Below are 22,257 nucleotides of genomic sequence, written 5' to 3' on the forward strand. Positions count from 1 at the left end.
CCGGCTGACCACCATCGATCCCACGTAGGGCCTTCGATAAGGGTAAGCGGTCCACCCCGCCCACTTACCGAGCTCGGTCTCAGGCCTGTATGGTCTTCCCCCAGTTCCAGGGCAGCAGGGCTTGAATCGCCTGGTCGGTGTCCGCAGCCGGCAGGCGGGTGAGGACATCTTCCAAGTACTCGTAGGGCTCCAGCCCGTTGGCCTTGGCCGTCTCTATCACGCTGTAGATCATCGCGCTGGCCGCCGCGCCCTGGGTGGTGTGACTGAATAGCCAGTTTTTTCGGCCCACTACGAAAGGCCGGATGGCGTTCTCCGCCGGATTGTTATCCAGCGGGATGCGCCCATCATCGAGAAAGCGGGTCAGCCGGGGCCACTGGGTCTGGAGGTAGCGTAGGGCCTTGCCGATGGCGGTCTTCGGCGGCACCTGGGTGATGGACTTCTCCAGCCAGCGCTGGAGTTTATCGATCAGCGGCCGGCTCTGCTGCTGACGCAGTACCAGACGATCCTCCGGGTCCAGGGTTTTGCCTTCGCGTTCGACGCGGTAGAGCTTGCCGATCAGACTCAGCGCCCAGTCGGCCTTGCCGGTCTTGCCCTTGGGCTGGACCTTCTGGGCCTCGACAAACTTCCGCCGGGCATGCGCCCAGCAGCCGGCATGGGTGATGCCATTCTCCCGCACCACCTGGGCATAGCCCTCGTAGCCGTCGGTAACCAGCACGCCGGCATAGTCGCCGAGCAGGCGCTGGGGGACCCGGCCGGAGCGGCTGGTGTCGTAGTCGTAGCGCACCACCTGCTCACCGGGCGGACCACCGCGCTGGACCCACATGTAGGAGGTGCTGGAGGCCGTTCGCCCCGGCTCGGTGTTCACCTGGACCGTGGTCTCATCCATGTGGATGAGCGGCTGGGCCAGTAGATGGTCCTGCAGGGCCTGCCCCAGCGGGGTGAGCAGCTCGCCGACGCCCACCATCCAGCGCGCCAGGGTGTTACGCGGCAGCGGGATGCCCTTGCGCTCGAAGCCCTTGGCCTGGCGGTAGAGCGGCAGCCCGTATTCGTACTTGGCGGTGGCGATGTAGGCCAGCAATCCGGGGCTGGCCATGCTCCGGGGCAGCGGTTGGGGCGGCATGCTTGCGGTGTGCACGCCTTCTTCGCAGCATCTGCAGGCGTACTTGCGGCGGATGTGGCGGCGGACCTGCACCCGGGCGGGGATGACATCCAGTTGCTCGGTGACCTCTTCGCCGATGCAGGTCAGCTCGCTGCCGTCATGCGGGCAGTAGCGCTGTGCCTCGGGGATATCGTGCACCACCTCGACCCGCGGCAGTTCCGCGGGCAGCCGCACGCGGCCGCCACGGTTCCGGCGCTTGGCCGGCACGCTCGGGGCCGTCTCGCCGGCTTGAGCGGCCTCTGCCTCCGGTTCGGTGACCGGTGCATCGGCATACTGCTCGGCCTCGTCGAACTGCAGTTGCTGCTGATCGACGTGGTAGCGTTCGGTGGAGGGGCCGAAACGGCTGTCGAGCAGCAGCCGGATCTGCTCGAACATGGAGCACTCGCGGGCAGCCCAGTGGGCTTCCTTGGTGGCCAACAGGGCGTCCTTTTCGGCGAGCTTTTTCTCCAGCTCAGCGACCTGACGCTGCAGGGGCGTGATCAACTCGTCGGCCAGTGTGACGACCCGATCCTTGCCACCCTTTCCCCGACGAACGAAGACGGCCCGGTGCCTGAAATCGACATCTTTCACTCTCAGTCGAACACTCTCCAGAAGCCGAAGTCCCGAGCCGTACTGCAGGCAGGCGATCAACCAGTACGCCCCGGAGAGATTTGCAAGCAGCCGGGAGACCTCGTCGCGACTCAGTACAACCGGGAGCCGTTCCCGCCGTTTCGCTCGTACTGTGCCGCCAATCTCCCCGAGTGGTTGCTCAAGGACCTTCGAATACAGAAAGACCAGCGCGTTCAGTGCCTGATTCTGCGTCGCTGGGGCGACATGCCGCTCGACGGCCAGGTCGGTGAGAAACGCCCTCACCTGTGCCGCGCCCATCTCCCCCGGATGGCGCTTTCCGTGAAACAGGATATAGCGGCGAATCCATGTCAGATAGGCTTGTTCAGTGCGGATGCTATAGTGCCGAACCCGGATGGCATCACGTACCTGATCGAGAAACGGCGATCGTCTAGCCATGGCGGCTCCTCCCTGAGTGCTGTATTTATATACACTAGCGTGAGACCTAGGGGTACGCAACCGGAGATGGGCGGACGCGTTCCCTCTATCGTGCAGGGTCCGGCCGCTTGGGGAAGCCTGCTGCGCAAAGCCAACTTGCTGGGTGGATGGAGAAATTACCGGCACACAGCGGTCTGTGGCACGCTAGGTCCGTGCGTGGAAAGGTGGCCTCCGTCCGTGTTTAAAACCGGAAACATTCCGTCTACTACCTGTTAGGCGAATGAAGTAAGGAGTTTCAACAATGAGTGATTGTGAGTCCAGCCAATGGAGAGATGCGCTCGAAGCGGAGCTTAAGGCAACCGACAAGACCGATTTGGTGATTCCTTATGGTCAGATCGCTAAGGCTTTCCCTTCCTCGAATCCGCATCCTCGCACCTTTGAACATCCAATGATTGATGATGTCTCTCTGAGAAATTGGGGTTCTGAGAGGGGGTGGTGCATCGACTTGGCTTCGGAGATACTGCCCGAGGGTTCGGACTCTTTGCCGCCTGTCAGGTTCTACAAAGAACACCAGTAGAGTGAGCTTGGTGTTTCCGCCGATCCTTAGCAGCTTCGGATCGCCTAACAAGTCGCTCAAGTTCGCTACGGCCCTGGCGGGCCTCCGCCGGACGGCTTTTCCGCTGCGCTCCAAAGCCGCCGCTTAGCTCAAACGTTAGCAATACTCAGATTTTCAGGGAGAGTGTAAGTGTCTGGCCTCGTAGAAACCTTCAATATGACTTGCCAGGACGTTGCGTTACTTTGGACTTGTCCGGTTATCGCCGGAGCGGCCAGTTTGGTTAGGGGGTGGACTTCTGAGTTAGATCTAGTGAAACCCCCGGTATATGAAACCCTTAGTCCAGACGAAGAAGATAGAAAACCAAAACAAACCTCCGAAAATAAAAGACAACGAAGCTACTGGGTAGTTGGGATGTTACTGGCCGGGGCAGGAATTGGTTTGGGCTTGGCTCTACTTTTCCTTGGGGCTATACAGCCAACAAGCAGTGCAGTTGGCAGAGTTTGGTTGCTAGCATTGGTCCTGGGCTATTCAACCCCAATAGTTCTCAAACAAATTGATGGCAAGGTCGAGAAGGCCATTGCTGAGGTCGACAAAATCTAGTGCTAACAAGGTGGTCAACGGGACGCCAACTACGCTGCGCTCCGTTGGTGCCCGTTACCACTGGCGTTAGCAAGAAGGAGCAAAGATGGCCGTAGGAGATTGGTTCAGCACATTCTGTGGGAATATCAAGGTCAGTAATAAGGACTCAATATCAAGACGATATAAAGCTATTACAAGAAGACTGAATACTGATTTTTGGGATACAGTTTCTGACACTTCGCACAGTCTTTATGTCGGATCCTATGGTAGAAACACCGCCGTGGGGGGCTTTAGTGACCTTGATATGTTGTTTCGTTTGCCATATAGCGTCTACGAACGATACAACAATTATAATGGAAACGGCCAGTCTGCATTGCTCCAGGAAGTAAAGCGCTCCATAGAACGAACCTATGCCACCACCAAGATTCGTGGTGACGGTCAAGTAATTCTGGTTCCATTTGATGATGGTCTCACTTACGAGGTTGTTCCTGCATTTGTTAATAAAGATGATAGCTTCACCTATCCTGATGCAAATAATGGCGGCCGTTGGCGTACCACCAATCCAAAACCAGAAATTGAAGCAATCAGGACGAGGAACAACCAGTGTAACAAAAACCTGATTTGGCTTTGTAGGATGATGCGTATTTGGAAAAGAAAATGGGATGTTCCGATAGGAGGCTTGCTGATAGACACGTTGGCCTACCAGTTTATTGAAAATTGGGAGTATAGAGATAAATCATTTGTGTACTATGATTGGATGTGTCGCGACTTTTTTAATTTTATGGCAAATCAGGATAAAACAAAGGAATACTGGAAAGCCCCCGGTAGTGGTCAGTACGTTTATGGCAAAGATTTGTTCCAATGGAAAGCAAGACGTTGTTGCAATATCGCAATAGAGGCATGTAAGCACGAGTCAGCAGACCCTAAACGTGAATGGTCAGCCAAACAGAGCTGGAGAGAAATTTTTGGAACCAAATTCCCAAACTAGCAATAAAGGACTGGCATACCTCGAAGAGCAGATTCGGGAGTGCTATGGCCGGGTCGTTTATTCGCATAAAACACATGAGAAATGCGCCGATATTCTTCTGAGTCGGCTTTCAAGTATAAAGATTGCACAAATTATATTGTCTGCGCTTAGTACAGCCGGTTTCGTTTCGATAATTTTTGGAACTGGGGAAGTTGGGGCGATTGCTGGCGGCTTAGTGTCGGTTGCATTACTTGTTCTGAATGGGTACACAAAAGATTACGACCTCGGTCAATTGGCGCAGAAGCATCGTCAAGCTGCTGCTGACCTCTGGCTGATTCGCGAGCAGTATCTCTCCCTTCTGACCGACTTGCGTTCCAATTCAAGCAGTGAAGATGAATTGCGAGAAAAGAGAGATGACTTATTAACCGAGTTGCATGCTCTTTATTCAGGTGCGCCCAGCACTAATTTTAAAGCATATAAAAAAGCACAAGAAGCCCTGAAGAACCTTGAAGATATGACTTTTTCCGATGAGGAAATTGACGCATTTTTGCCAAAGAGTCTGAAAAAGTGCTAACAAGTGGCTGTTGGCGGACGTGCCTACGCTTCGCTCCAGCACGCCGCAAAGTCAAGCGTTATAGGTCATCGTAGTCAAATAGGGATGTAGGCATGAGGGAAGAAGAGAACGAAGAAGAAATCGATCTGCTCAGCGAGGAAGAACAGGCTGAGCGGGAAGAAAAGCTGGCGAAGCTAGAAAAAGAAAAGAAGGAGCTTTTGGCATCGTTGGCCGGAGGCGATTTCTCCACGCTGAAGACGAAAGTCGCCTATATCCTGAATTTGTACCCGCAGGCTCGCAACAGCGACATTACTCTATCAATAAAATACTGGGAAACTTTTCAGCCTGATATTTATAACGAATCGGGCATTCTCCCCAAGGACCTTTTTAAATTGGAAAGGTTGCACTACATAGTGCGCGCGAGAGCGAAAATTCAGAATGAATATGGCCTATTCACCTCTGACTCACCCGTAAAAAAATTCCGCAAGAAGCGTGAAGAGGAAATGCAGGATGAGGTTCTGAAAGACGCCAGCCCTCGGAAGGTTGTCACTGTCTTTGCCGACGAAACAGGTAAGAACCAAAACTATGTCGTTGTGGCCTCAGTCTGGGTTCTTACCGGAAGAGCGGTTTATACAATAAGCAAGAGCATCTTAGACTGGCAAAGCTCATCCCTATGGGCCAACAGAGAAATCCACTTCACAAAGTTTGGCAAAAGAGACAGTGACACGCTCGCTGAATATCTGAACATAATTCAGGCGAATCGTGAATTTTTAAGCTTTAAGGCTATAGCAGTAGAGCGCAGTCGCACAAAGCGAAAGATTGAAGCTGTTGTCGAGAAGCTGCACGAGCATATGCTCATAAATGGCGTAGAGCACGAGGTCGAACATCATCGCATTAGCCCGCCTCAGACTATCAACGTTACTTTGGACGAAGAGCAGTCTTTAGATGCAATTACTCTCGCTGAGGTGAAACGTAGGGTTAATTCTCATTTTGAAGACAGGTTTGGTGATGAGATGGCGATGGGCACGCTGGAATCGGTTTCTTCTCGAAAAAGCCCTATGGTGCAGCTTGCCGATCTCATCGCAGGCGCGATTAACCGAAGGCTTAACCACACCGGTGATAAAAACTACAAAGATGAGATGGCTGGCAGGGTTATTCACGCGCTAGATCTTCAGCTTGGTGAGGACGAGGTAGACGGAATTGATGTCACAACCTTATTCAAAATCTGACACCTATAACCAATGCGTTAACGGGACTGGTTTTCCGCTAGCGCTCCAAACCAGCCCATTACGCAGGCGTTGGGCTTAGAAGAGCATGGACATTAATATCGCTGTCGCACTTATAGCCGGATCAATCACGGCCCTCGGTTGGTTAATAAACCACATATTGAACTCACGCAGAGAAGCAATACGTGTCGAAGTTCAAGAAAATTTGAATTTCACAAAAGAGCAACTGGAAAAGCTTTACGGTCCGTTGGCATTTGTAATACTTGAAGGTAGACGAACTTGGTCTGACCTTTTGGCGGTCCTTGGGCGGGATATTGTCTTCGATGGAGCCAGTGAGATACCAGAAGACGAGCAAGAAATTTGGAGGTTCTGGGTTGAATACGAGTTCTTGCCAAGAAATAAGAGAATTCGTGACTTGTTGGAGTTGAATGCGCACCTTATAGAAGATGATGGCATACCACAGTCCTATTCCGATTTTATTGAGCACGAAAGTTCATGGAGGCTTAGATATGCTCGGTGGGAAAAGGAGGGAGGTGAGTATCCGTGGACTTCATCTACCAACTGGCCAGACCACTTTGAGAACGATGTTCTGAATACATTTAGCCTTTTGAAGGCGCGGCAGCATAAGCTGAGCGGGTGTATTACGAAGATCGCCCAACAAGTAGCTCCAGCGGATTCGTAAACTCGCCGCTGAGCTTGGCGTTGGGCAACACAGGGGGCTAGGTGGATCAGAAACGCCTTCCACAACTGATAGAAGAACTTTACCGCGTCGTGGGCGAGCTGGAGGCAATGTTCCCCGGCAGGCACTTCACCCCCGATGGTCATCTGGTTGGGAGCCTTGGCGAGTGTCTGGCGGCACACCACTACGGCTTGGAACTGCTGACAGCCTCTTCCCCGGGCGTGGATGCCATAAAAGGCGAGCTGAAGGTCGAAATCAAGGCAACCCAAGGCCAACGCGTTGCGCTTCGGAGCGGCCCGGAGCACCTGCTGGTTCTCAAACTGAATAAGCGGGGCGGGTTCTCGGAGGTCTACAATGGCCCCGGCAGACCCGTCTGGAAAGAGCTGGAGCGTAAGCCACGGCCGAGTAATGGCCAGTACCAGGTCTCCCAAGTTCCACACTTCAGATCGAAAACCCAAGGGGTTGTGGGACGTAAGTGCTTGAAGCGATTGATCTGCGCGGCCAGAACCAGCCAAGCCGCTGTTGTGTCACGCGAATCCTATACTGGCTATTGATTGCAGGTCTCTGGGTGGCATAATGTCATGCCATGTACACGCGCATCACAAAGTCCGGCCCGCGCCGCTATTTGCAGTTGGTCGAGGGCTACCGAGACGCCAACGGCAAGGTTAAACAGCGTGTGGTAGCCAGCCTGGGTCGCCTTGATCAGCTTGAGGCAGCCGACCTAGAGCCGCTCATCAAGGGACTCCAACGGGCGGTGGGGCGTCCTGAATCATTGCCTGAAGCGCCTCAGTTCGAGACCGCCCGCGCCTTTGGCGATGTGTGGACCCTCCATCAGCTCTGGCAGGAGTTAGGCCTGGATGGGGCCTTGAAACGGGCTCTGCGCTCCTCCCGACGACAGTTCGATGCCGAGGCACTCATCCGAGCCATGGTTTTCAACCGCCTCGCTGAGCCGAGCAGCAAACGCGGCACGCTGGAGTGGTTGCGCGAGAGCACCAGCATGCCCGGGCTCGATGCCTCGACCGTGCACCACGAGCAACTCCTGCGTGCCATGGATGCGTTGGAGGACCACAAGGAGGCCGTGGAGCGTGCGGTAGCCGGCCAGTTGCGGCCGCTGCTTGACCAGGATCTCAGCGTCATCTTTTACGATCTCACCACGGTACGCATCCACGGCACCCATGCGATGGAAGACGATATCCGTCAGCATGGCCTCAGCAAGGACACCGCCGGTATTGGCCGCCAATTTGCGCTGGGGGTGGTCCAGACTGCCGAAGGCCTGCCGATCGCCCACGAGGTCTTCGAGGGGAATGTCGCCGAGACGCGCACCCTGGCCCCAATGATTGAACGTCTGCTGGAGCGTTTCGCGCTCGCCCGCGTGGTGGCGGTCGCCGACCGCGGCCTGCTCAGCTTCGATAACATCGACACTCTGGAGGCACTGGGCGTCGAGCAGGGGCTGGCGGTCGACTACATTCTGGCTGTACCCGCCCGGCGTTACGGGGACTTCACCGAGGTGATGGAGTCTCTGCATACGCAACTGGAAACCGCCGTCACCGAGCCTAGTCAGGACGTGGTGACCGAAACCACCTGGCAGGGCCGACGCCTGGTGGTGGCCCACAATGCCGAACGGGCCGCCGAGCAGAGCGCGCAGCGTCGGCAGACCATCGAAGAGCTTGACGCCCTTGGTGCCCAACTCGCCGAGCGACTCGATAATCAGGATGCTGGCCAGCCCGGTCGTGGGCGGCGTTCCACAGACCGTAGTGCCTACCAGCGCTTCCACAAGGCCGTGCTGGAGAGGCGCATGAGCGCGATCATCAAGGCCGATCTCGGCTCGCCGCAATTCAGCTACACCATCGATGAGCCCGCCTGGGCGGCTGCCGAACGTCTGGACGGCAAGCTACTGCTGGTTACCAGCCTCACCGACATGGGGGCGGAAGCCGTGGTAGAGCGTTACCGCTCCCTGGCCGATATCGAGCGTGGATTCCGGGTACTCAAGAGCGAGATTGAAATCGCGCCGGTCTACCACCGGCTGCCGGAGCGCATTCGGGCGCACGCGTTGATTTGCTTCCTCGCGCTGGTGCTCTACCGGGTCTTGCGCGGGCGCCTCAAGGCCGCCGGCAGCGCCTGCTCACCGGAAAAGCTGCTACGGAGCCTGCGGCAAATCCAGCGGCACACGGTGCGTGTGGGTAGCCGCGCCTACGAAGGGCTTACCCGACCCAACCAGGAACAGCTGGACCTTTTCGAAGCCGCCGGCGTGGAGGTTCCGAAGGCCCCTCGTTGACCGTGTTGTGGCATTTTTCGAATTCCGGGCCTAACAGGATCAGATAGTTACGGCGTTAACTGTGGAACTTGGGAGGTCTCGCTGAAGCGCCTCAAGGCGGTCATGCAGCAGGTTCCGGAAGGGCAACGCCTCCCGATGCTGGTCCCGAACAATGCGCGCACGCCGACCGGCTTTTCCGCTGCCGGTCCCGAGCCGCTGGCTTGAACGGGCACCGGCGTCTGCCGACCACGCAAGCCCCGGCACGTTGGGGAAAACAACCCACCCGACGTTACACTAACCCGCAATCCACGGGGCGCCCTGGCTTTGCCGCGCCCGTTCCAGTGCCCAACCACAACCACCCGGGAGCCCAACCTCAGTGACCGCACCGACCGACCGCTTCCAACTCCGCAACCCCTGGCACTTCCTCGCTCTGGGCTTCGGCTCCGGCCTGGCGCCCAAGGCCCCCGGCACCTTCGGCACGGTGGCGGCCATCCCGGTCTACCTGCTGTTGGCGCCGCTGCCCCTGTGGGCCTATCTGCTGGCGGTGGTGGCGGTCTGCGTGGCGGGGGTCTGGATCTGCGATATCGCCGCCCACGACGTGGGCGTACACGATCACCCGGCCATTGTCTGGGACGAGATCGCCGGTTACCTGATCACTATGATCGCGGTGCCGCTGGGGCTGGTCTGGGTGGTGGCCGGGTTCGTGCTGTTCCGGTTCTTCGACATCCTCAAGCCCTGGCCCATCCGCTGGCTGGACCGCCACGTGCACGGCGGGCTGGGCATCATGGTCGATGACATCCTGGCCGGGGTGTTCGCCCTGGTGGTGCTGCACGCGCTGGTCTGGCTGGTGGGGTAGGGCATGCGCGGGAGCAGTGGTAACGCCTACAGCGGCGCGCGGCCTAACTGGGCGATCGTCGCCAGCGTGCTGCCCTACCTGGCGGAGTTCCGCGGGCGGGCGATCGCCGCCCTGGCCTTTCTGGTGCTGGCCAAGCTGGCCACGGTGGGGGTGCCGGTGGGGCTGAAGTTCCTGGTGGACTACCTGGACGAGGCCCGCGGGGCGGAGGTGGTCTTCCTGCTGCCCTTCTTCCTGGTGCTGGCCTACGGCCTGCTGCGCTTCGCCTCCACCGCCTTTCAGGAGCTGCGTGACGCCATCTTCGCCCGGGTGGCGGAGCGGGCCATGCGCCGGGCCTCGCTGCAGGTCTTCCAGCACCTGCACCGGCTGGACCTGGGCTTTCACCTGGCCCGGCGCACCGGCGCGCTGGCCCGCGACATCGAGCGCGGCACCCGGGGGATGAGCTTCGTGCTGCGCTCGGCGCTGTTCAACATCGTGCCCACGGGGCTGGAGGTGCTGCTGGTGGCGGGCATTTTGATGGTCGCCTTCCAGGTGCACTTTGTGCTCACCATCGCGGTGGCGGTGGTGTTCTACGTGATCTTCTCGCTGTACGTGACCGAGTGGCGCATCCGCTTCGTGCGCGAGGCCAACGAGATGGACAACCGCTCCAACACCCGCTCGGTGGACAGCCTGCTCAACTACGAGACGGTGAAGTACTTCGGCGCCGAGCGCTACGAGGCCGAGCGCTACGACCGCGACCTGGATGCCTGGGAGAACGCCCGGGTGAAGAACCGCCTGTCGCTGGCCGCGCTCAACACCGGGCAGGCGGCCATCATCGCCCTGGCCATGACCGGCATGATGGGCATGGCGGCCTGGCAGGTGATGCACGGCGGGATGAGTCTGGGCGATCTCACCATGATCAACGCCTTCCTGCTGCAGTTGTTCATCCCGCTCAACAACCTGGGCTTTGTCTACCGCGAGATGCGCGAGTCGCTGATCAACATCGAGCGGATGTTCGGGCTGCTGTACCAGCCGCCGCAGGTGGCGGACCGCCTGGATGCGGTGCCGCTGCGGGGCAACGGGGGCGAGGTGGCCTTCGAGGATGTGCACTTCGGCTACCAGCCGGAACGGCCCATCCTGCACGGGGTGAGCTTCACCGTGCCGCGGGGGCACAAGGTGGCGCTGGTGGGCCCGAGCGGTGCGGGCAAGTCCACCATTGCCCGGCTGCTCTTCCGCTTTTACGATGTGGACAGCGGCCGCATCCGGGTGAACGGCCAGGACATCCGCGATGTCACCCAGGAGAGCCTGCGCGCGGCCATCGGCGTGGTGCCGCAGGACACCGTGCTGTTCAACGACACCATCCGCTACAACATCGCCTACGGTAATCCCGAGGCCACGGAGGCGCAGATTCTTGATGCCGTGCGCCGGGCCCACCTGGACCACTTCATCGAGCAACTGCCCAACGGGCTGGAGACGGTGGTGGGCGAGCGCGGGTTGAAGGTCTCCGGCGGTGAGAAGCAGCGCATCGCCATCGCCCGGGTGCTGCTCAAGAACCCGCCGCTGTTGGTGCTGGACGAGGCCACCTCGTCGCTGGATTCCGCCTCGGAGCAGGCCATCCTCGCCACGTTGCAGGAGGTGGCCGAGGACCGCACCACGCTGGCCATCGCCCACCGGCTCTCCACCATCCGCGATGCCGACACCATCCTGGTGCTGGAGGCCGGCCGGGTGGTGGAGCGGGGCAGCCACGACGAGCTGCTGGCCCGGGATGGGCCGTATGCGCGCCTGTGGCACTACCAGGACCGACAGCAACGGCTGGCCACGAACCAGGAGACGGTGGCCGCACGGTGACCGCCTCGGCGCCATGAAAAAGCCCCGGGCCGTTGACGACCCGGGGCGCAGCGCCTTGGCCGGGCGCGCTCGGGGCGCGCCACGCTCTCTTACCGCGGCGGGTCCACCGGCGCCAGCGGGGTGAAGTCGCGGTTGGCCAAGTGCGCCGGCCGCGGCTCCTGCCCGCTGAAGGGACGATGCGGGGTGTTCTCCACGCTGTTGTAAACGAACATCAGATTGGTGCGCGGGTTGGGCGAGATGTTGTCCGGCGAGGCGTGCATGATGTTGCCCTCGTGGAAGACCACGGTGCCGGGCTCGCCATAGACCCCCTGGATCTCGCCGCAGCGTTTGGTCAGCCACTCGATGCTCTCCAGGCTCGGCACGCCGGCCACCTGCTTCTTGAGCGACTGCTCGTAGTTGTTTTCCGGGGTCTCGCCGGCCACCGCCACGTACCAACGGTGCGAACCGGGGATGACGAACAGCGGGCCGTTGTAGGGCGTGTTGTCGGTCAGCATGACCCAGCCGGTCAGCACCCGGCAGCGGGGCATGCCGTCCTCCACGTGCCAGGTCTCGAAGTCCGAGTGCCACTGGAAGGACTTGCCCTTGATCGGCGGCTTCACGTTCACCCGCGACTGGTGGACATAGACCTCGCTGTCGAGTAACTGACGGGCCACGTCCAGCAGCCGGCGGTCGCGGGAGATGCGGTCCACCATGGGGCTGAAGTTCTGGGCGGCGAAGATGGAGCGGACCTCGTCGGAGTCCGGCTCGGTGACCACCTCCTTGCGGTGGCCCATCTCGCGGCCCAGGCGGCGCACCTCCTCCAGCATCGGCTCGACCACGTCCTTCATCAGCCCGGGCAGCGCGATGAAGCCGTTCTGCTCGTAGCTGCGGACCTGGTCCTCGGACAGGCTGTACTCGCTGCGGGCAGAGGCATTGCCGAACACCACGGGGTCCTGGCGTTCACCAATGGCCTCCGCACGCCCCTGGCGGCTGGGATAGAGATCGTTTGGCATCAACATAAGGCCTACCTCCTCTTCCAGTTCCCTAGGTCAAGGAGACATGCGCAGACCGCACCCTGCCGGGTGGCAGGCATGTCTGTTGGCAAATGTCTTAAGGGGCTGCACGACGACCGCGTGCCGCAGGGGCCGGTGGGGGACCGGCCGGACACCCGAGGGGGGCGGGCGCTCTAGTGCCCCCCTTCGGTGCAGCCACCTATAGATGTAATGGCAGGGTTGGAATTTTTCAACCCTATTGGCCGATGGCCAGGTAATAGGGCAGCCAGTAGAGCGTGACCACCACCGCGATGGCCACATTGACCAGGATGGCCAGGCGGTAGTGCTGGCGCTGCGGCCCGGCGGTGTCGGTCATGAAGACGCGGGCCATCAGCGCGTCCAGCAGCATCACCACCACTACCAGCGGTGCCAGCACCGGCGCCAGGAGCGTGGGCACCAGCGCCCAGCCCTCGGTGATGATACCGGTCCCGGGTTCGGGGCGCAGCACCAGGCAGAGCAGCGCGCAGAGCATCAGAAACCAGCGCATGCTGCCCAGGGCGATCAGGCGTTGTGAGAGCGGGGCGAGGGTGGTGCTCATCCAGGTCCTCCCGGTGGGGTCGCATCCCTGTTTTTAGATGGGGTGGCGGTCGGCCGCAAGTCCCGGCGGGGCCGGATGGGGCGGGCTCACCCCGGAGGATACCTTAGCGCTTGGCTTGGGTTTGTGGAAACGGGCGCTGGCGGTTAAGCTACCGGGTTACTTCCGCTTTCCCGGTTCCGGGGCCCGACCCGCTCTCGAACGACACCACGGTGATGCCATGACTGGTCGCGTATACGTCAAGACGCACGGCTGCCAGATGAATGAGTACGACTCCGACAAGATGGCCGATGTGCTGGTCAAGGAACGGGGCTATACCCGTGTGGACAGTCCGGGCGATGCCGATGTGATCCTGCTCAACACTTGTTCGGTGCGGGAGAAGGCGCAGGAGAAGGTCTTTTCCGAGCTGGGCCGGTGGAAGGACTACAAGACCCGAAACGGTGCCGTGATCGGTGTCGGCGGCTGTGTCGCCAGTCAGGAGGGCGAGGCCATCGTCCAGCGCGCGCCGCACGTGGACGTGGTCTTCGGCCCGCAGACCCTGCACCGGCTGCCGGAGATGATCGACCGCGCCCGGGACGGTGGCCGTTCCGTCGTCGACGTCTCCTTCCCCGAGATCGAGAAGTTCGACCGCCTGCCCGAGCCCCGCGCCGAGGGCCCCACGGCCTTTGTCTCCATCATGGAGGGCTGCAGCAAGTACTGCTCCTTCTGCGTGGTGCCCTACACCCGCGGCGAGGAGATCAGCCGGCCCTTCGAGGACGTGATCGCCGAGGTGGCCAGCCTGGCCGAGCAGGGCGTGCGCGAGGTGACCCTGCTGGGGCAGAACGTTAATGCCTACCGCGGCCCCATGGCCGACGGCACCGTCTGCGACCTGGCCCTGCTGATCCACTACGTGGCGGCGTTGGACGGTATCGGCCGGATCCGTTTCACCACCTCGCACCCGGTGGAGTTCTCCGACAGCCTGATCGAGGCCTATCGCGAGGAGCCGAAACTGGCCGGCCACCTGCACCTGCCGGTGCAGAGCGGCTCCGATTTGGTGCTCAAGCTGATGAAGCGCGGCCACACCGCCGCCGAGTACCTGGACAAGATCGAGCGCATCAAGGCCGCGCGTCCCGGGATCAGCATCGCCTCCGACTTCATTGTCGGCTACCCCGGTGAGAGCGAGGCCGATTTCGAGGACACCCTGCGGCTGATCGAGGCGGTGGGTTTCGATCAGTCCTTCAGCTTCCTCTACAGCCCGCGCCCCGGCACCCCGGCGGCCTCCCTGTCCGACAGCACGCCGGCGGAGGTCAAGCGCGAACGGCTCTACCGGCTGCAGGAGACCATCAACGCCAACGCCCGGCGCATCAGCGAGTCCATGGTGGGCACGGTGCAGCGGGTGCTGGTGGATGGCCGCTCGCGCAAGGACCCCAACGAGATCTCCGGGCGCACCGAGAACAACCGGGTGGTGAACTTCGCCGGCCATCCGCGGCTGATCGGGCACTTCGTCGAGGTGCGCATCACTGAGGCCAAGCCCAATTCCCTGCGCGGCGAGCTGCTGGGCCTGGACGACGACATGGCCGCCGCCTGAGCCCCGCTGGCCGGCCATGGCGCCGTCACCGTATCGTCACGTTCGCCTCCGTTCCACACACCCGGCCGTTGCGCTAGGCTAGCGGTAAGCAAACCAATAACCCGCCGGACCCCGGGCCATGGGCCTCGGGGCCCGGCCCTGCCGAGAGACAGTAGACGCCAAATTGAGTAATCGTCCGCAAGCCCTCGATTTTGACCTGGAGCCCGCCGACAACGAGCGCCTGGCGCGTCTGTGCGGGCAATTCGACGAGAATATCCGCCAGGTGGAGCGCCGCCTGGGGGTGGAGATCCGCAACAACGGCCATCACTTCCGCGTTATCGGCAACGGCGACTCCGTGGCCGCCGCCGAGCGTGTCCTGCACGAACTCTACGACGACTCGGCCCGCAAGCTGATCGAGCCCGAGGCGGTGCATCTGTGCATCCAGGATGTGGGGGTGGAGGACGAGCCCGAGGCCGTCGAGACCGACGAGGAGGAGGCGGCGGACAAGGAAGGCGAGGTGATCATCCGCACCCGCAAGGCGCAGGTCCGGGGCCGTGGCCCCAACCAACGTGCCTACCTGCGCCGGGTGCTCACCCACGACCTCAACTTCGGTGTCGGCCCCGCCGGCACCGGCAAGACCTATCTGGCCGTGGCCTGCGCCGTGCAGGCGCTGGAGGCGGACGAGGTGCGCCGGGTGGTGCTGGTGCGCCCGGCGGTGGAGGCCGGCGAGCGCCTCGGTTTCCTGCCCGGCGATATGGCCCAGAAGGTGGACCCCTACCTGCGCCCGCTCTACGACGCCCTGTTCGAGATGCTGGGTTTCGAGCGGGTGGGTCGGCTGATCGAGCGGGGGGTGATCGAGATCGCCCCGCTCGCCTTCATGCGCGGGCGCACCCTCAACCACAGCTTCATCATCCTGGACGAGGCCCAGAACGCCACCGTCGAGCAGATGAAGATGTTCCTCACCCGCATCGGCTTCGGTTCCACCGCCGTGGTCACCGGCGATGTCACCCAGATCGACCTGCCCCGGGACAAGCCCTCGGGGCTGCGCGACGCGGTGGACGTGCTGCGGGATGTGGACGGCGTCAGCTTCACCTTCTTCACCGCCCGCGACGTGGTGCGCCACGCGTTGGTGCAGCGTATCGTGCAGGCCTATGACAGCCGCAGTGAATGACGCCCCCGCCCTGGACCTGGAGGTCCAGTATGTGGTGGCGTGGCGGGCCGGGTTGCCACCGGAGGCGGCGTTCCGCCGTTGGGTGAGCGCGGCCCTGGCGGCCGGGGGGCACACGGGCCCCGCGGCGCTGGCGGTCCGGGTGGTGGACAAGGCCGAGGGCCGCCGGCTCAATCACGATTACCGGGGCAGGGACTACCCGACCAACGTGCTCTCCTTCCCCTTTGAGGCGCCCCCGGGGCTGGACGAGCCCTTGCCCGAGCTGGGCGATCTGGTGATCTGCGCCCCGGTGGTGGAGCGGGAGGCCCGCGAGCAGGGCAAGCCCGAGGCCGATCACTGGGCCCACCTGGTGGTCCACGGCGTGTTGCACCTGCTGGGCTACGATCACGAGGCGGCGGAGGAGGCCGAGGCGATGGAGGGGCTGGAGCGGCGGATCCTGGCCGGCCTGGGTATTGCCGACCCCTACCGCCTTGACGAACAATAACCCGGCCCGCCATTGCCTGATGGGTTGCACCCGCGTCCCATCAGGCAATGGACGGCTTCCCCGGCAACCTGAAATGGCCTGATGAGCGAGGACGAATCGACCCCTTCCCAGTACCCGCGACGATGGCTGGATCGCATCGCCCAGGTGCTCTCGGGCGAACCCCGCGACCGCGATGACCTGCTGGAGGTCTTGCGGGACGCCCACGACCGCGGCCTGATGGATGCCGATGGCCTGGCCATGATCGAGGGGGTGTTGCACGTCTCGGAGCTGCAGGCGCGCGACATCATGATCCCCCGGTCGCAGGTCACGGTGCTGCCCCGGGACATGCCGCCCCGCGAGATGCTGCCGACGGTGGTGCGCACCGGCTACTCCCGCTTTCCGGTCACCGGCGAGAGCCGGGATGATGTGATCGGCATCCTGTTGGCCAAGGACATGCTGCGTTGCTTCATGGAGGAGGGGGAGGACTTCCGGCCCCGGGAGGTGTTGCGCCCGCCCATGTTCATCCCCGAGTCCAAGCGCCTGGACGCCCTGCTCAAGCTGTTCCGCGAGGCCCGCAACCACATGTCCATCGTGGTGGATGAATACGGCGGTCTGGCCGGGATCGTCACCATCGAGGATGTCATCGAGCAGATCGTGGGCGATATCGACGACGAGCACGACTACAACGAGGACACCGCCATTCTCACCCACGATGACGGCTCCAGCATCGTCAAGGCGCTGACCCCGGTGGAGGATTTCAACGAGCATTTCGGTCTCGAGCTGCCCGATGACGAGTTCGATACCATCGGCGGCCTGGTGGCCGGTCGTCTCGGCCACGTCCCCCATCGCGACGAGGTGCTGGAGCTGGACGGCCTGACGGTAAAGGTCGTTCGGGCTGACAAGCGGCGGGTGCACCTGTTGAAGGTCTATCGCGCCGAGCGGGACGGGGCCCCGACGGACGGGACCGGCGCCGGCTGATTATGGGGGGATTGCACGCCCTGGGCCGCCACCCGCGGCTGGCCGCCCTGCTGGCTCTGGTGGCCGGCGCCGCCCTGCCACTGGCCTTCGCGCCGCTGGGCTGGTGGCCGCTGGCGCTGCTCTCGCCGGTGGTGCTCTTTCTGCTGGCGGCGGAGCTCCCGGCCCGCGCGGCCCGCTGGGCCGCCTGGTGCTACGGCATCGGCTATTTCGGCGCCGGGGTCTCCTGGGTCTATGTCAGCATCCACCAGTTCGGCGGCGCGCCGCCGCTGCTGGCGGGCCTTACCACCGCCGCCTTCGTCCTCGCCCTGGCGCTGTTCCCGGTCCTGCTGGTGGAGTCGGCCCGCCGGCTGGCCCGGCCCGGCGGGGCCGCCCACCTGTGGCTGGCGCTGCCCGCCGTGTGGGTGGCCCTGGAATGGCTGCGGGGCTGGCTGTTCACCGGCTTCCCCTGGTTGCTGTTGGGGTACAGCCAGTTGGACACCCCCTGGGTGGGTTGGGCGCCGGTGTTCGGCGTGCTGGGGATGAGCGCCTGGCTGGCGCTGCTGGCCGGCGGCCTGGCCTGCGCCCTGCGCCGGCCGCAGTCGCCCCGGCACTGGGGGGTGGTGGCCGGCCTGGCGGTCGCCTTCGGCGTCGGCGGTTGGGCGCTGGACCGGGAGTGGACCGCGCCGGCGGGTGAGCCGCTGCGGGTGGCCATGGTCCAGGGCAACATGGGCCAGGACATCAAGTGGCTGCCGGAGTATCTGGTGCCCACCCTGGAGCGTTACCGCGACCGCACCCTGCCCCACGCCGGGGTGGCGGACGTGGTGATCTGGCCCGAGACCGCCGTGCCGGCCTTTCTCCACCAGGTGGACGAGGACTGGCTGTCACCCCTGGCCGACGCGCTGCGTGCCCAGGGCACCGAGCTGGTGGTGGGGCTGCCCGTCTACGCGTCCGACCGCGACGCCATTTACAACAGCCTGGTGGCCTTTGGCGAGACGCGGCAGGCCTACCATAAGCACCATCTGGTGCCCTTTGGGGAGTACGTGCCGCTGCGCGATTGGCTGGGCGGCACCCTCGATGTGCTGGGGGCACCGCTGGCCGATTTCACCCGCGGGCCGCGCCCGGTGCCCCTGACGGTGCAGGGTCAGCCCGTGGGGGTGGCCATCTGCTACGAGGTGGTCTATGGCGCCACCATCGCCCGGTTGGCCCGGGAGTCGCGCTGGCTGGTCAATGTCTCCAACGACGCCTGGTTCGGCCAGTCCCTGGCCCCGCACCAGCATTTGCAAAAGGCGCGTTGGCGGGCGCGTGAGGTGGAGCGGCCCATGGTCCGGGCCACCAACACCGGGATCTCGGCCTTCATCGACCACGACGGCGGGGTGGCGGAGCGCCTGCCCCGCCTGGCGCTGGCCGACGCCGCCCAGCCGGTCCAGGGCCGGGACGGCCTCACCCCCTACGCCCGCTGGCTCAACGGGCCGGTGGTGGGGCTGGTACTGCTGGTGATGGCCGGCCTCGCCGGATGGCGCTGGTGGCGCCGCCCGGGCTGAGGCGGTGTCCGGGGCGGCCGGCGCGGTGGCCGGCCGGGTGGGGTCAGTTCGCGTTCTTCTCCTCCTCCTGCTCCTCTTGGTCCCAGCCGGTGCGGCGCACAAAGCGTGTGCCGTGACAGGCCGGGCAGGGGGGGACGTGGCCCGTCTGGCTGAAAGTCATGTTGCGCCCGCATTCCTGGCATTCGAGCACCCCGGGGCCGGTGATCTCCCCGGTGCGGTATTCCTCGCGCACGTGGCCGGTGCGCTGGAACTCCAGCCACTCCACCCGGGTGCGGTCGGCCACCGAGGAGAAGGCGTCCCAGAGCCAGTTCTCCAGCAGTTGCAGGTCCATCTGGAACCAGCCGCGCAGGTCGCGCTCGTCGGTGTGGGCCAGGAAGCGCCCGGCCTCCTCCACGTCGCGGCGCAGGTACTCGGCAATGTTCTCCGCCTCGTCGCGGGTGAGCTCGCCCAGTTCCACCGCCTGCTCCTTGGCCCATTGGAGCGCATCGGCCACGCTGTGCCGGTCACCCTTGATGCGCTCGCGGATGCGATCCAGCATGCGATCGTAGCCGCGCAGCAGGTGCTGTTGCTCTTCTTTTTTCTGTTCGTCGTTCATGGCCGCGCTCCGTTGTCTGGCTCGTTCACCCCATTTAAACGCGTGTGGCCCGGCTTGGCCAGCCGCCGGGCGGCTCGGTGGAGTGTCGCCGCCCCCTGCGGTATCCTTGCGGGTTTCCCGGGGCGCGCCGCCGCGCCCGCAACCCGCCAACCGTTCAACGTGATAAAGGCCCATGGACGCAAGCTATCAACCCGAACAGATCGAGGCCCAGGCCCAGCGTTACTGGGACGAGCAGCAGAGCTTCGCCGCCCGCGAGGAGCGTGAGGGCGAGAAATTCTACTGCCTCTCGATGTTCCCCTATCCCAGCGGGCGTCTGCACATGGGCCATGTGCGCAACTACACCATCGGCGACGTGATCAGCCGCTACCAGCGCATGCAGGGGCGCAATGTGCTCCAGCCCATGGGCTGGGACGCCTTCGGCCTGCCCGCCGAAAACGCCGCCATGAAACACGGCGTGCCCCCGGCCCGCTGGACCCGCGAGAACATCGAGACCATGCGCGGCCAGCTCCAGCGCCTGGGCTTCGCCTACGACTGGGACCGCGAGTTTGCCACCTGCGACCCGGAGTACTACCGCTGGGAGCAGTGGCTGTTCACCCGCCTCTACAAGAAGGGCCTGGTCTACAAAAAGACCGCCACCGTCAACTGGGACCCTGTGGACCAGACCGTGCTGGCCAACGAACAGGTGGTGGACGGCCGGGGCTGGCGCTCCGGTGCGGTGGTGGAGCGGCGGGACATCCCCCAGTGGTTCCTGCGCATCACCGACTACGCCGACGAGCTGCTGGAGGCGCTGGACGAGCTGCCCGGCTGGCCGGAGCAGGTGCGCGCCATGCAGCGCAACTGGATCGGCCGCTCCGAGGGCGTGGAGCTGGATTTTGCGGTGGCGGGGCACAGCGACACCCTGCGGGTTTACACCACCCGCCCGGACACCCTCTACGGCGTCACCTACGTGGGCCTGGCCCCGGAACACCCGCTGGCCGCGGAAGCGGCCGAGGGCAACCCGGAGATGCAGCGTTTCATCGAGGACTGCCGCAAGGGCGGGGTGGCCGAGGCCGATATCGCCACCATGGAAAAGCGCGGCATGGACACCGGCCTGAAGGCGGTGCACCCGCTCACCGGCGAGCAGGTGCCCATCTGGGTGGCCAACTTCGTGCTGATGGAATACGGCCACGGCGCGGTGATGGCCGTGCCGGCCCACGACCAGCGGGACTGGGAGTTCGCCAGCAAGTACGGCCTGGATATCCGCCCCGTGGTGCACCCCTCCGCCGAAGAGCGGGCGGACGTGAGCGAGGGCGCCTTCACCGACGACGGGGTGCTGGCCGACTCCGGCGAGTTCTCCGGGCTGCCCTCCGCCGAGGCCCGCCAGGCCATCGGCGAGAAGCTGGAGGGCCTGGGCAAGGGGGAGCGTACGGTTAACTACCGGCTGCGCGACTGGGGCATTTCCCGCCAGCGCTATTGGGGCGCGCCCATCCCCATGATCCAGTGCCCGGCGTGTGGCGACGTGCCGGTGCCGGACGAGGATCTGCCGGTGGTGCTGCCCGAGGATGTGGACGTCACCGGGGGCGGCTCGCCGCTCAAGGACCTGCCGGCGTTCTACCAGACCACCTGCCCCCAATGCGGGGGCGAGGCGCGGCGTGAGACCGACACCTTCGACACCTTCATGGAATCCTCCTGGTACTACGCCCGTTTCGCCTGCGCCGACCAAAAGGGGGCCATGCTGGATGAGCGGGCCGATCAATGGCTGCCGGTGGACCAGTACATCGGTGGCATCGAGCACGCCATCCTGCACCTGCTCTACGCCCGCTTCTTCCACAAGCTGATGCGCGACGAGGGCCTGCTGCAGAGCGACGAGCCCTTCCGCAACCTGCTTACCCAGGGCATGGTCATCGCTGAAACCTACTACCGGGAGCGCGGGGATGGCGGCAAGGACTGGTACAACCCCGCCGAGGTCACCGTGCAGCGGGACGAGCGCGGGCGGCCGGTCTCCGCGGTGCTCGAGGACGATGGCGAGCCGGTGGTCATGGGCGCCATCGAGAAGATGTCCAAGTCCAAGAACAACGGCGTCGACCCGCAGGCGCTCATCGACCGCTACGGCGCCGACACCGTCCGCCTCTACACCATGTTCGCCGCGCCGCCGGACCAGTCCCTGGAGTGGTCCGACTCCGCCGTGGAGGGGGCCTATCGCTTCCTGCGCCGGTACTACGGGCTGGTGCGCGACCATGTGGCCGCCGGCCCGGTGCCGGCGTTGGACGTGGCGTCCCTGGACGACGCCGCCCGCGACCTGCGTCGCAAGGTCCACGAGACCATCGCCAAGGCCTCCGACGACGTGGGCCGGCGCTACACCTTCAATACCGCCATCGCCGCGGTCATGGAGCTGTGCAACGCCCTGGGTAAGGCGGCGGCCAACGAACCGTCCGGGGCCGCGCGCGCGGTGCTGCAGGAGGGGCTGGAGGCGGCCACGCTGATCCTGGCGCCCATCGCGCCGCACGTGACCCACGTCTGCTGGCAGGCCCTGGGCCATGATGAGGCGGTGATCGATGCCCGCTGGCCGGCGGTGGACGAGTCGGCGCTGACCCGCGACACCATTGAGCTGGTGGTGCAGGTCAACGGCAAACTGCGCAGCCGGCTGCAGCTGCCCGCCGACGCCGACAAGGCGGCGGCCGAAGCGGCGGCCCTGGCGGACGAAAAGGTGCAGCGCTTCACCGAGGGCAAGACGGTGCGCAAGGTGATTGTGGTGCCGGGTAAACTGGTGAATATTGTCGCCAACTGACCCGCCGGCGCCGCGGC

Annotated in this window: 20 protein-coding genes and 1 pseudogene; 16 read left to right on the forward strand and 5 right to left on the reverse strand. The window is 63.4% G+C overall.

Annotation, left to right across the window (positions count from 1 at the left end; all coding sequences use genetic code 11):
• Positions 1 to 79: 79 nt before the first annotated feature.
• The gene (gene tnpC / locus MLG_RS01945; RefSeq protein WP_269490054.1) at positions 80 to 1,927 is read right to left on the reverse strand and encodes an IS66 family transposase; all 1,848 of its coding nucleotides are present in this window, start codon (positions 1,925 to 1,927) and stop codon (positions 80 to 82) included.
• Positions 1,907 to 2,164 (reverse strand): annotated as a pseudogene (locus MLG_RS15640) (phage integrase N-terminal SAM-like domain-containing protein); the annotation flags it as partial. The pseudogene MLG_RS15640 and the gene tnpC, both read right to left, overlap by 21 nt.
• 280 nt (positions 2,165 to 2,444) lie before the next feature.
• Here MLG_RS15640 and MLG_RS15330 point away from each other — a divergent pair.
• From MLG_RS15330 to MLG_RS01965, 10 genes are all read left to right on the forward strand, one after another.
• Entirely contained in the window at positions 2,445 to 2,720 is a 276-nt protein-coding gene (locus tag MLG_RS15330) for a hypothetical protein (RefSeq protein ID WP_156774618.1), read from the forward strand.
• A gap of 168 nt (positions 2,721 to 2,888) precedes the next feature.
• On the forward strand, positions 2,889 to 3,299 hold the full coding sequence (locus MLG_RS15335; RefSeq protein ID WP_156774619.1) for a hypothetical protein: 411 nt from the start codon (positions 2,889 to 2,891) through the stop codon (positions 3,297 to 3,299).
• 85 nt (positions 3,300 to 3,384) lie between these two features.
• Positions 3,385 to 4,266: an SMODS domain-containing nucleotidyltransferase gene (locus tag MLG_RS15040; RefSeq protein WP_011628134.1), complete on the forward strand. Its 882-nt coding sequence runs from the start codon at positions 3,385 to 3,387 to the stop codon at positions 4,264 to 4,266.
• The gene (locus tag MLG_RS15045; protein WP_011628135.1) at positions 4,244 to 4,819 is read left to right on the forward strand and encodes an SLATT domain-containing protein; all 576 of its coding nucleotides are present in this window, start codon (positions 4,244 to 4,246) and stop codon (positions 4,817 to 4,819) included. Before MLG_RS15040 ends, MLG_RS15045 begins: the two co-directional genes overlap by 23 nt.
• A gap of 92 nt (positions 4,820 to 4,911) precedes the next feature.
• Positions 4,912 to 6,027 carry a DUF3800 domain-containing protein gene (locus MLG_RS01950; RefSeq protein ID WP_011628136.1) on the forward strand — a complete coding sequence of 372 codons (1,116 nt, stop codon included), beginning with the start codon at positions 4,912 to 4,914 and terminating at the stop codon, positions 6,025 to 6,027.
• An 85-nt stretch (positions 6,028 to 6,112) separates the two neighbouring features.
• Positions 6,113 to 6,706, forward strand: a complete 594-nt coding sequence (locus MLG_RS15340; protein WP_156774620.1) for a hypothetical protein — start codon at positions 6,113 to 6,115, stop codon at positions 6,704 to 6,706.
• Positions 6,707 to 6,747: 41 nt separating this feature from the next.
• On the forward strand, positions 6,748 to 7,257 hold the full coding sequence (locus MLG_RS15050) for a DUF6998 domain-containing protein (protein WP_011628138.1): 510 nt from the start codon (positions 6,748 to 6,750) through the stop codon (positions 7,255 to 7,257).
• Positions 7,258 to 7,289: 32 nt separating this feature from the next.
• Complete coding sequence (locus tag MLG_RS01955; protein WP_011628139.1) at positions 7,290 to 8,978, forward strand: IS1634 family transposase; 1,689 nt, start codon at positions 7,290 to 7,292, stop codon at positions 8,976 to 8,978.
• A gap of 355 nt (positions 8,979 to 9,333) precedes the next feature.
• Positions 9,334 to 9,813: a phosphatidylglycerophosphatase A family protein gene (locus MLG_RS01960; protein ID WP_011628140.1), complete on the forward strand. Its 480-nt coding sequence runs from the start codon at positions 9,334 to 9,336 to the stop codon at positions 9,811 to 9,813.
• 3 nt (positions 9,814 to 9,816) lie between these two features.
• Positions 9,817 to 11,637, forward strand: a complete 1,821-nt coding sequence (locus tag MLG_RS01965) for an ABCB family ABC transporter ATP-binding protein/permease (protein ID WP_011628141.1) — start codon at positions 9,817 to 9,819, stop codon at positions 11,635 to 11,637.
• 89 nt (positions 11,638 to 11,726) lie between these two features.
• Here MLG_RS01965 and MLG_RS01970 read toward each other — a convergent pair whose 3' ends face one another.
• Both MLG_RS01970 and MLG_RS01975 read right to left on the reverse strand, forming a co-directional pair.
• A complete protein-coding gene (locus tag MLG_RS01970; RefSeq protein WP_011628142.1) occupies positions 11,727 to 12,635 on the reverse strand; it encodes a phytanoyl-CoA dioxygenase family protein in 909 nt (302 codons plus the stop codon).
• A 229-nt stretch (positions 12,636 to 12,864) separates the two neighbouring features.
• Positions 12,865 to 13,206 (reverse strand): hypothetical protein, encoded by a 342-nt coding sequence (locus tag MLG_RS01975; protein ID WP_011628143.1) that lies wholly within the window; start codon positions 13,204 to 13,206, stop codon positions 12,865 to 12,867.
• A 217-nt stretch (positions 13,207 to 13,423) separates the two neighbouring features.
• Between MLG_RS01975 and miaB the strand changes: the two genes are divergently transcribed.
• From miaB to lnt, 5 genes are all read left to right on the forward strand, one after another.
• Positions 13,424 to 14,770, forward strand: coding sequence for a tRNA (N6-isopentenyl adenosine(37)-C2)-methylthiotransferase MiaB (miaB, locus tag MLG_RS01980; RefSeq protein WP_041717873.1), 1,347 nt, complete (start codon positions 13,424 to 13,426; stop codon positions 14,768 to 14,770).
• 163 nt (positions 14,771 to 14,933) lie between these two features.
• On the forward strand, positions 14,934 to 15,920 hold the full coding sequence (locus MLG_RS01985) for a PhoH family protein (protein WP_041718195.1): 987 nt from the start codon (positions 14,934 to 14,936) through the stop codon (positions 15,918 to 15,920).
• On the forward strand, positions 15,901 to 16,401 hold the full coding sequence (gene ybeY, locus MLG_RS01990) for an rRNA maturation RNase YbeY (RefSeq protein WP_011628146.1): 501 nt from the start codon (positions 15,901 to 15,903) through the stop codon (positions 16,399 to 16,401). Before MLG_RS01985 ends, ybeY begins: the two co-directional genes overlap by 20 nt.
• An 81-nt stretch (positions 16,402 to 16,482) precedes the next feature.
• A complete protein-coding gene (locus tag MLG_RS01995; protein ID WP_011628147.1) occupies positions 16,483 to 17,358 on the forward strand; it encodes an HlyC/CorC family transporter in 876 nt (291 codons plus the stop codon).
• A 2-nt stretch (positions 17,359 to 17,360) separates the two neighbouring features.
• Positions 17,361 to 18,878 (forward strand): apolipoprotein N-acyltransferase, encoded by a 1,518-nt coding sequence (lnt, locus tag MLG_RS02000; protein WP_011628148.1) that lies wholly within the window; start codon positions 17,361 to 17,363, stop codon positions 18,876 to 18,878.
• 43 nt (positions 18,879 to 18,921) lie between these two features.
• Here the strand turns inward: lnt and MLG_RS02005 are convergent, their stop codons facing one another.
• Positions 18,922 to 19,473: a zinc ribbon-containing protein gene (locus MLG_RS02005; RefSeq protein ID WP_011628149.1), complete on the reverse strand. Its 552-nt coding sequence runs from the start codon at positions 19,471 to 19,473 to the stop codon at positions 18,922 to 18,924.
• A gap of 172 nt (positions 19,474 to 19,645) precedes the next feature.
• Here MLG_RS02005 and leuS point away from each other — a divergent pair, with 172 nt between their 5' ends.
• Positions 19,646 to 22,240 (forward strand): leucine--tRNA ligase, encoded by a 2,595-nt coding sequence (gene leuS / locus MLG_RS02010; RefSeq protein ID WP_011628150.1) that lies wholly within the window; start codon positions 19,646 to 19,648, stop codon positions 22,238 to 22,240.
• Positions 22,241 to 22,257: the final 17 nt, after the last annotated feature.

Origin of the sequence: Alkalilimnicola ehrlichii MLHE-1 (genome assembly GCF_000014785.1) — a bacterium.
GTDB classification, from domain to species: domain Bacteria; phylum Pseudomonadota; class Gammaproteobacteria; order Nitrococcales; family Halorhodospiraceae; genus Alkalilimnicola; species Alkalilimnicola ehrlichii.

What these genes read in the sequence shown, in the direction of transcription:
- MLG_RS01950 (WP_011628136.1), top strand. Translation starts at nt 4,912, where the DNA reads ATGAGGGAAGAAGAGAACGAAGAAGAAATCGATCTGCTCAGCGAGGAA.
- MLG_RS01955 (WP_011628139.1), top strand. Translation starts at nt 7,290, where the DNA reads ATGTACACGCGCATCACAAAGTCCGGCCCGCGCCGCTATTTGCAGTTG.
- MLG_RS15040 (WP_011628134.1), top strand. Translation starts at nt 3,385, where the DNA reads ATGGCCGTAGGAGATTGGTTCAGCACATTCTGTGGGAATATCAAGGTC.
- MLG_RS02005 (WP_011628149.1), bottom strand. Translation starts at nt 19,473, where the DNA reads ATGAACGACGAACAGAAAAAAGAAGAGCAACAGCACCTGCTGCGCGGC.
- miaB (WP_041717873.1), top strand. Translation starts at nt 13,424, where the DNA reads ATGACTGGTCGCGTATACGTCAAGACGCACGGCTGCCAGATGAATGAG.
- MLG_RS01965 (WP_011628141.1), top strand. Translation starts at nt 9,817, where the DNA reads ATGCGCGGGAGCAGTGGTAACGCCTACAGCGGCGCGCGGCCTAACTGG.
- MLG_RS15340 (WP_156774620.1), top strand. Translation starts at nt 6,113, where the DNA reads ATGGACATTAATATCGCTGTCGCACTTATAGCCGGATCAATCACGGCC.
- lnt (WP_011628148.1), top strand. Translation starts at nt 17,361, where the DNA reads ATGGGGGGATTGCACGCCCTGGGCCGCCACCCGCGGCTGGCCGCCCTG.
- MLG_RS01975 (WP_011628143.1), bottom strand. Translation starts at nt 13,206, where the DNA reads ATGAGCACCACCCTCGCCCCGCTCTCACAACGCCTGATCGCCCTGGGC.
- leuS (WP_011628150.1), top strand. Translation starts at nt 19,646, where the DNA reads ATGGACGCAAGCTATCAACCCGAACAGATCGAGGCCCAGGCCCAGCGT.
- MLG_RS01995 (WP_011628147.1), top strand. Translation starts at nt 16,483, where the DNA reads ATGAGCGAGGACGAATCGACCCCTTCCCAGTACCCGCGACGATGGCTG.
- ybeY (WP_011628146.1), top strand. Translation starts at nt 15,901, where the DNA reads ATGACAGCCGCAGTGAATGACGCCCCCGCCCTGGACCTGGAGGTCCAG.
- MLG_RS15330 (WP_156774618.1), top strand. Translation starts at nt 2,445, where the DNA reads ATGAGTGATTGTGAGTCCAGCCAATGGAGAGATGCGCTCGAAGCGGAG.
- MLG_RS01970 (WP_011628142.1), bottom strand. Translation starts at nt 12,635, where the DNA reads ATGTTGATGCCAAACGATCTCTATCCCAGCCGCCAGGGGCGTGCGGAG.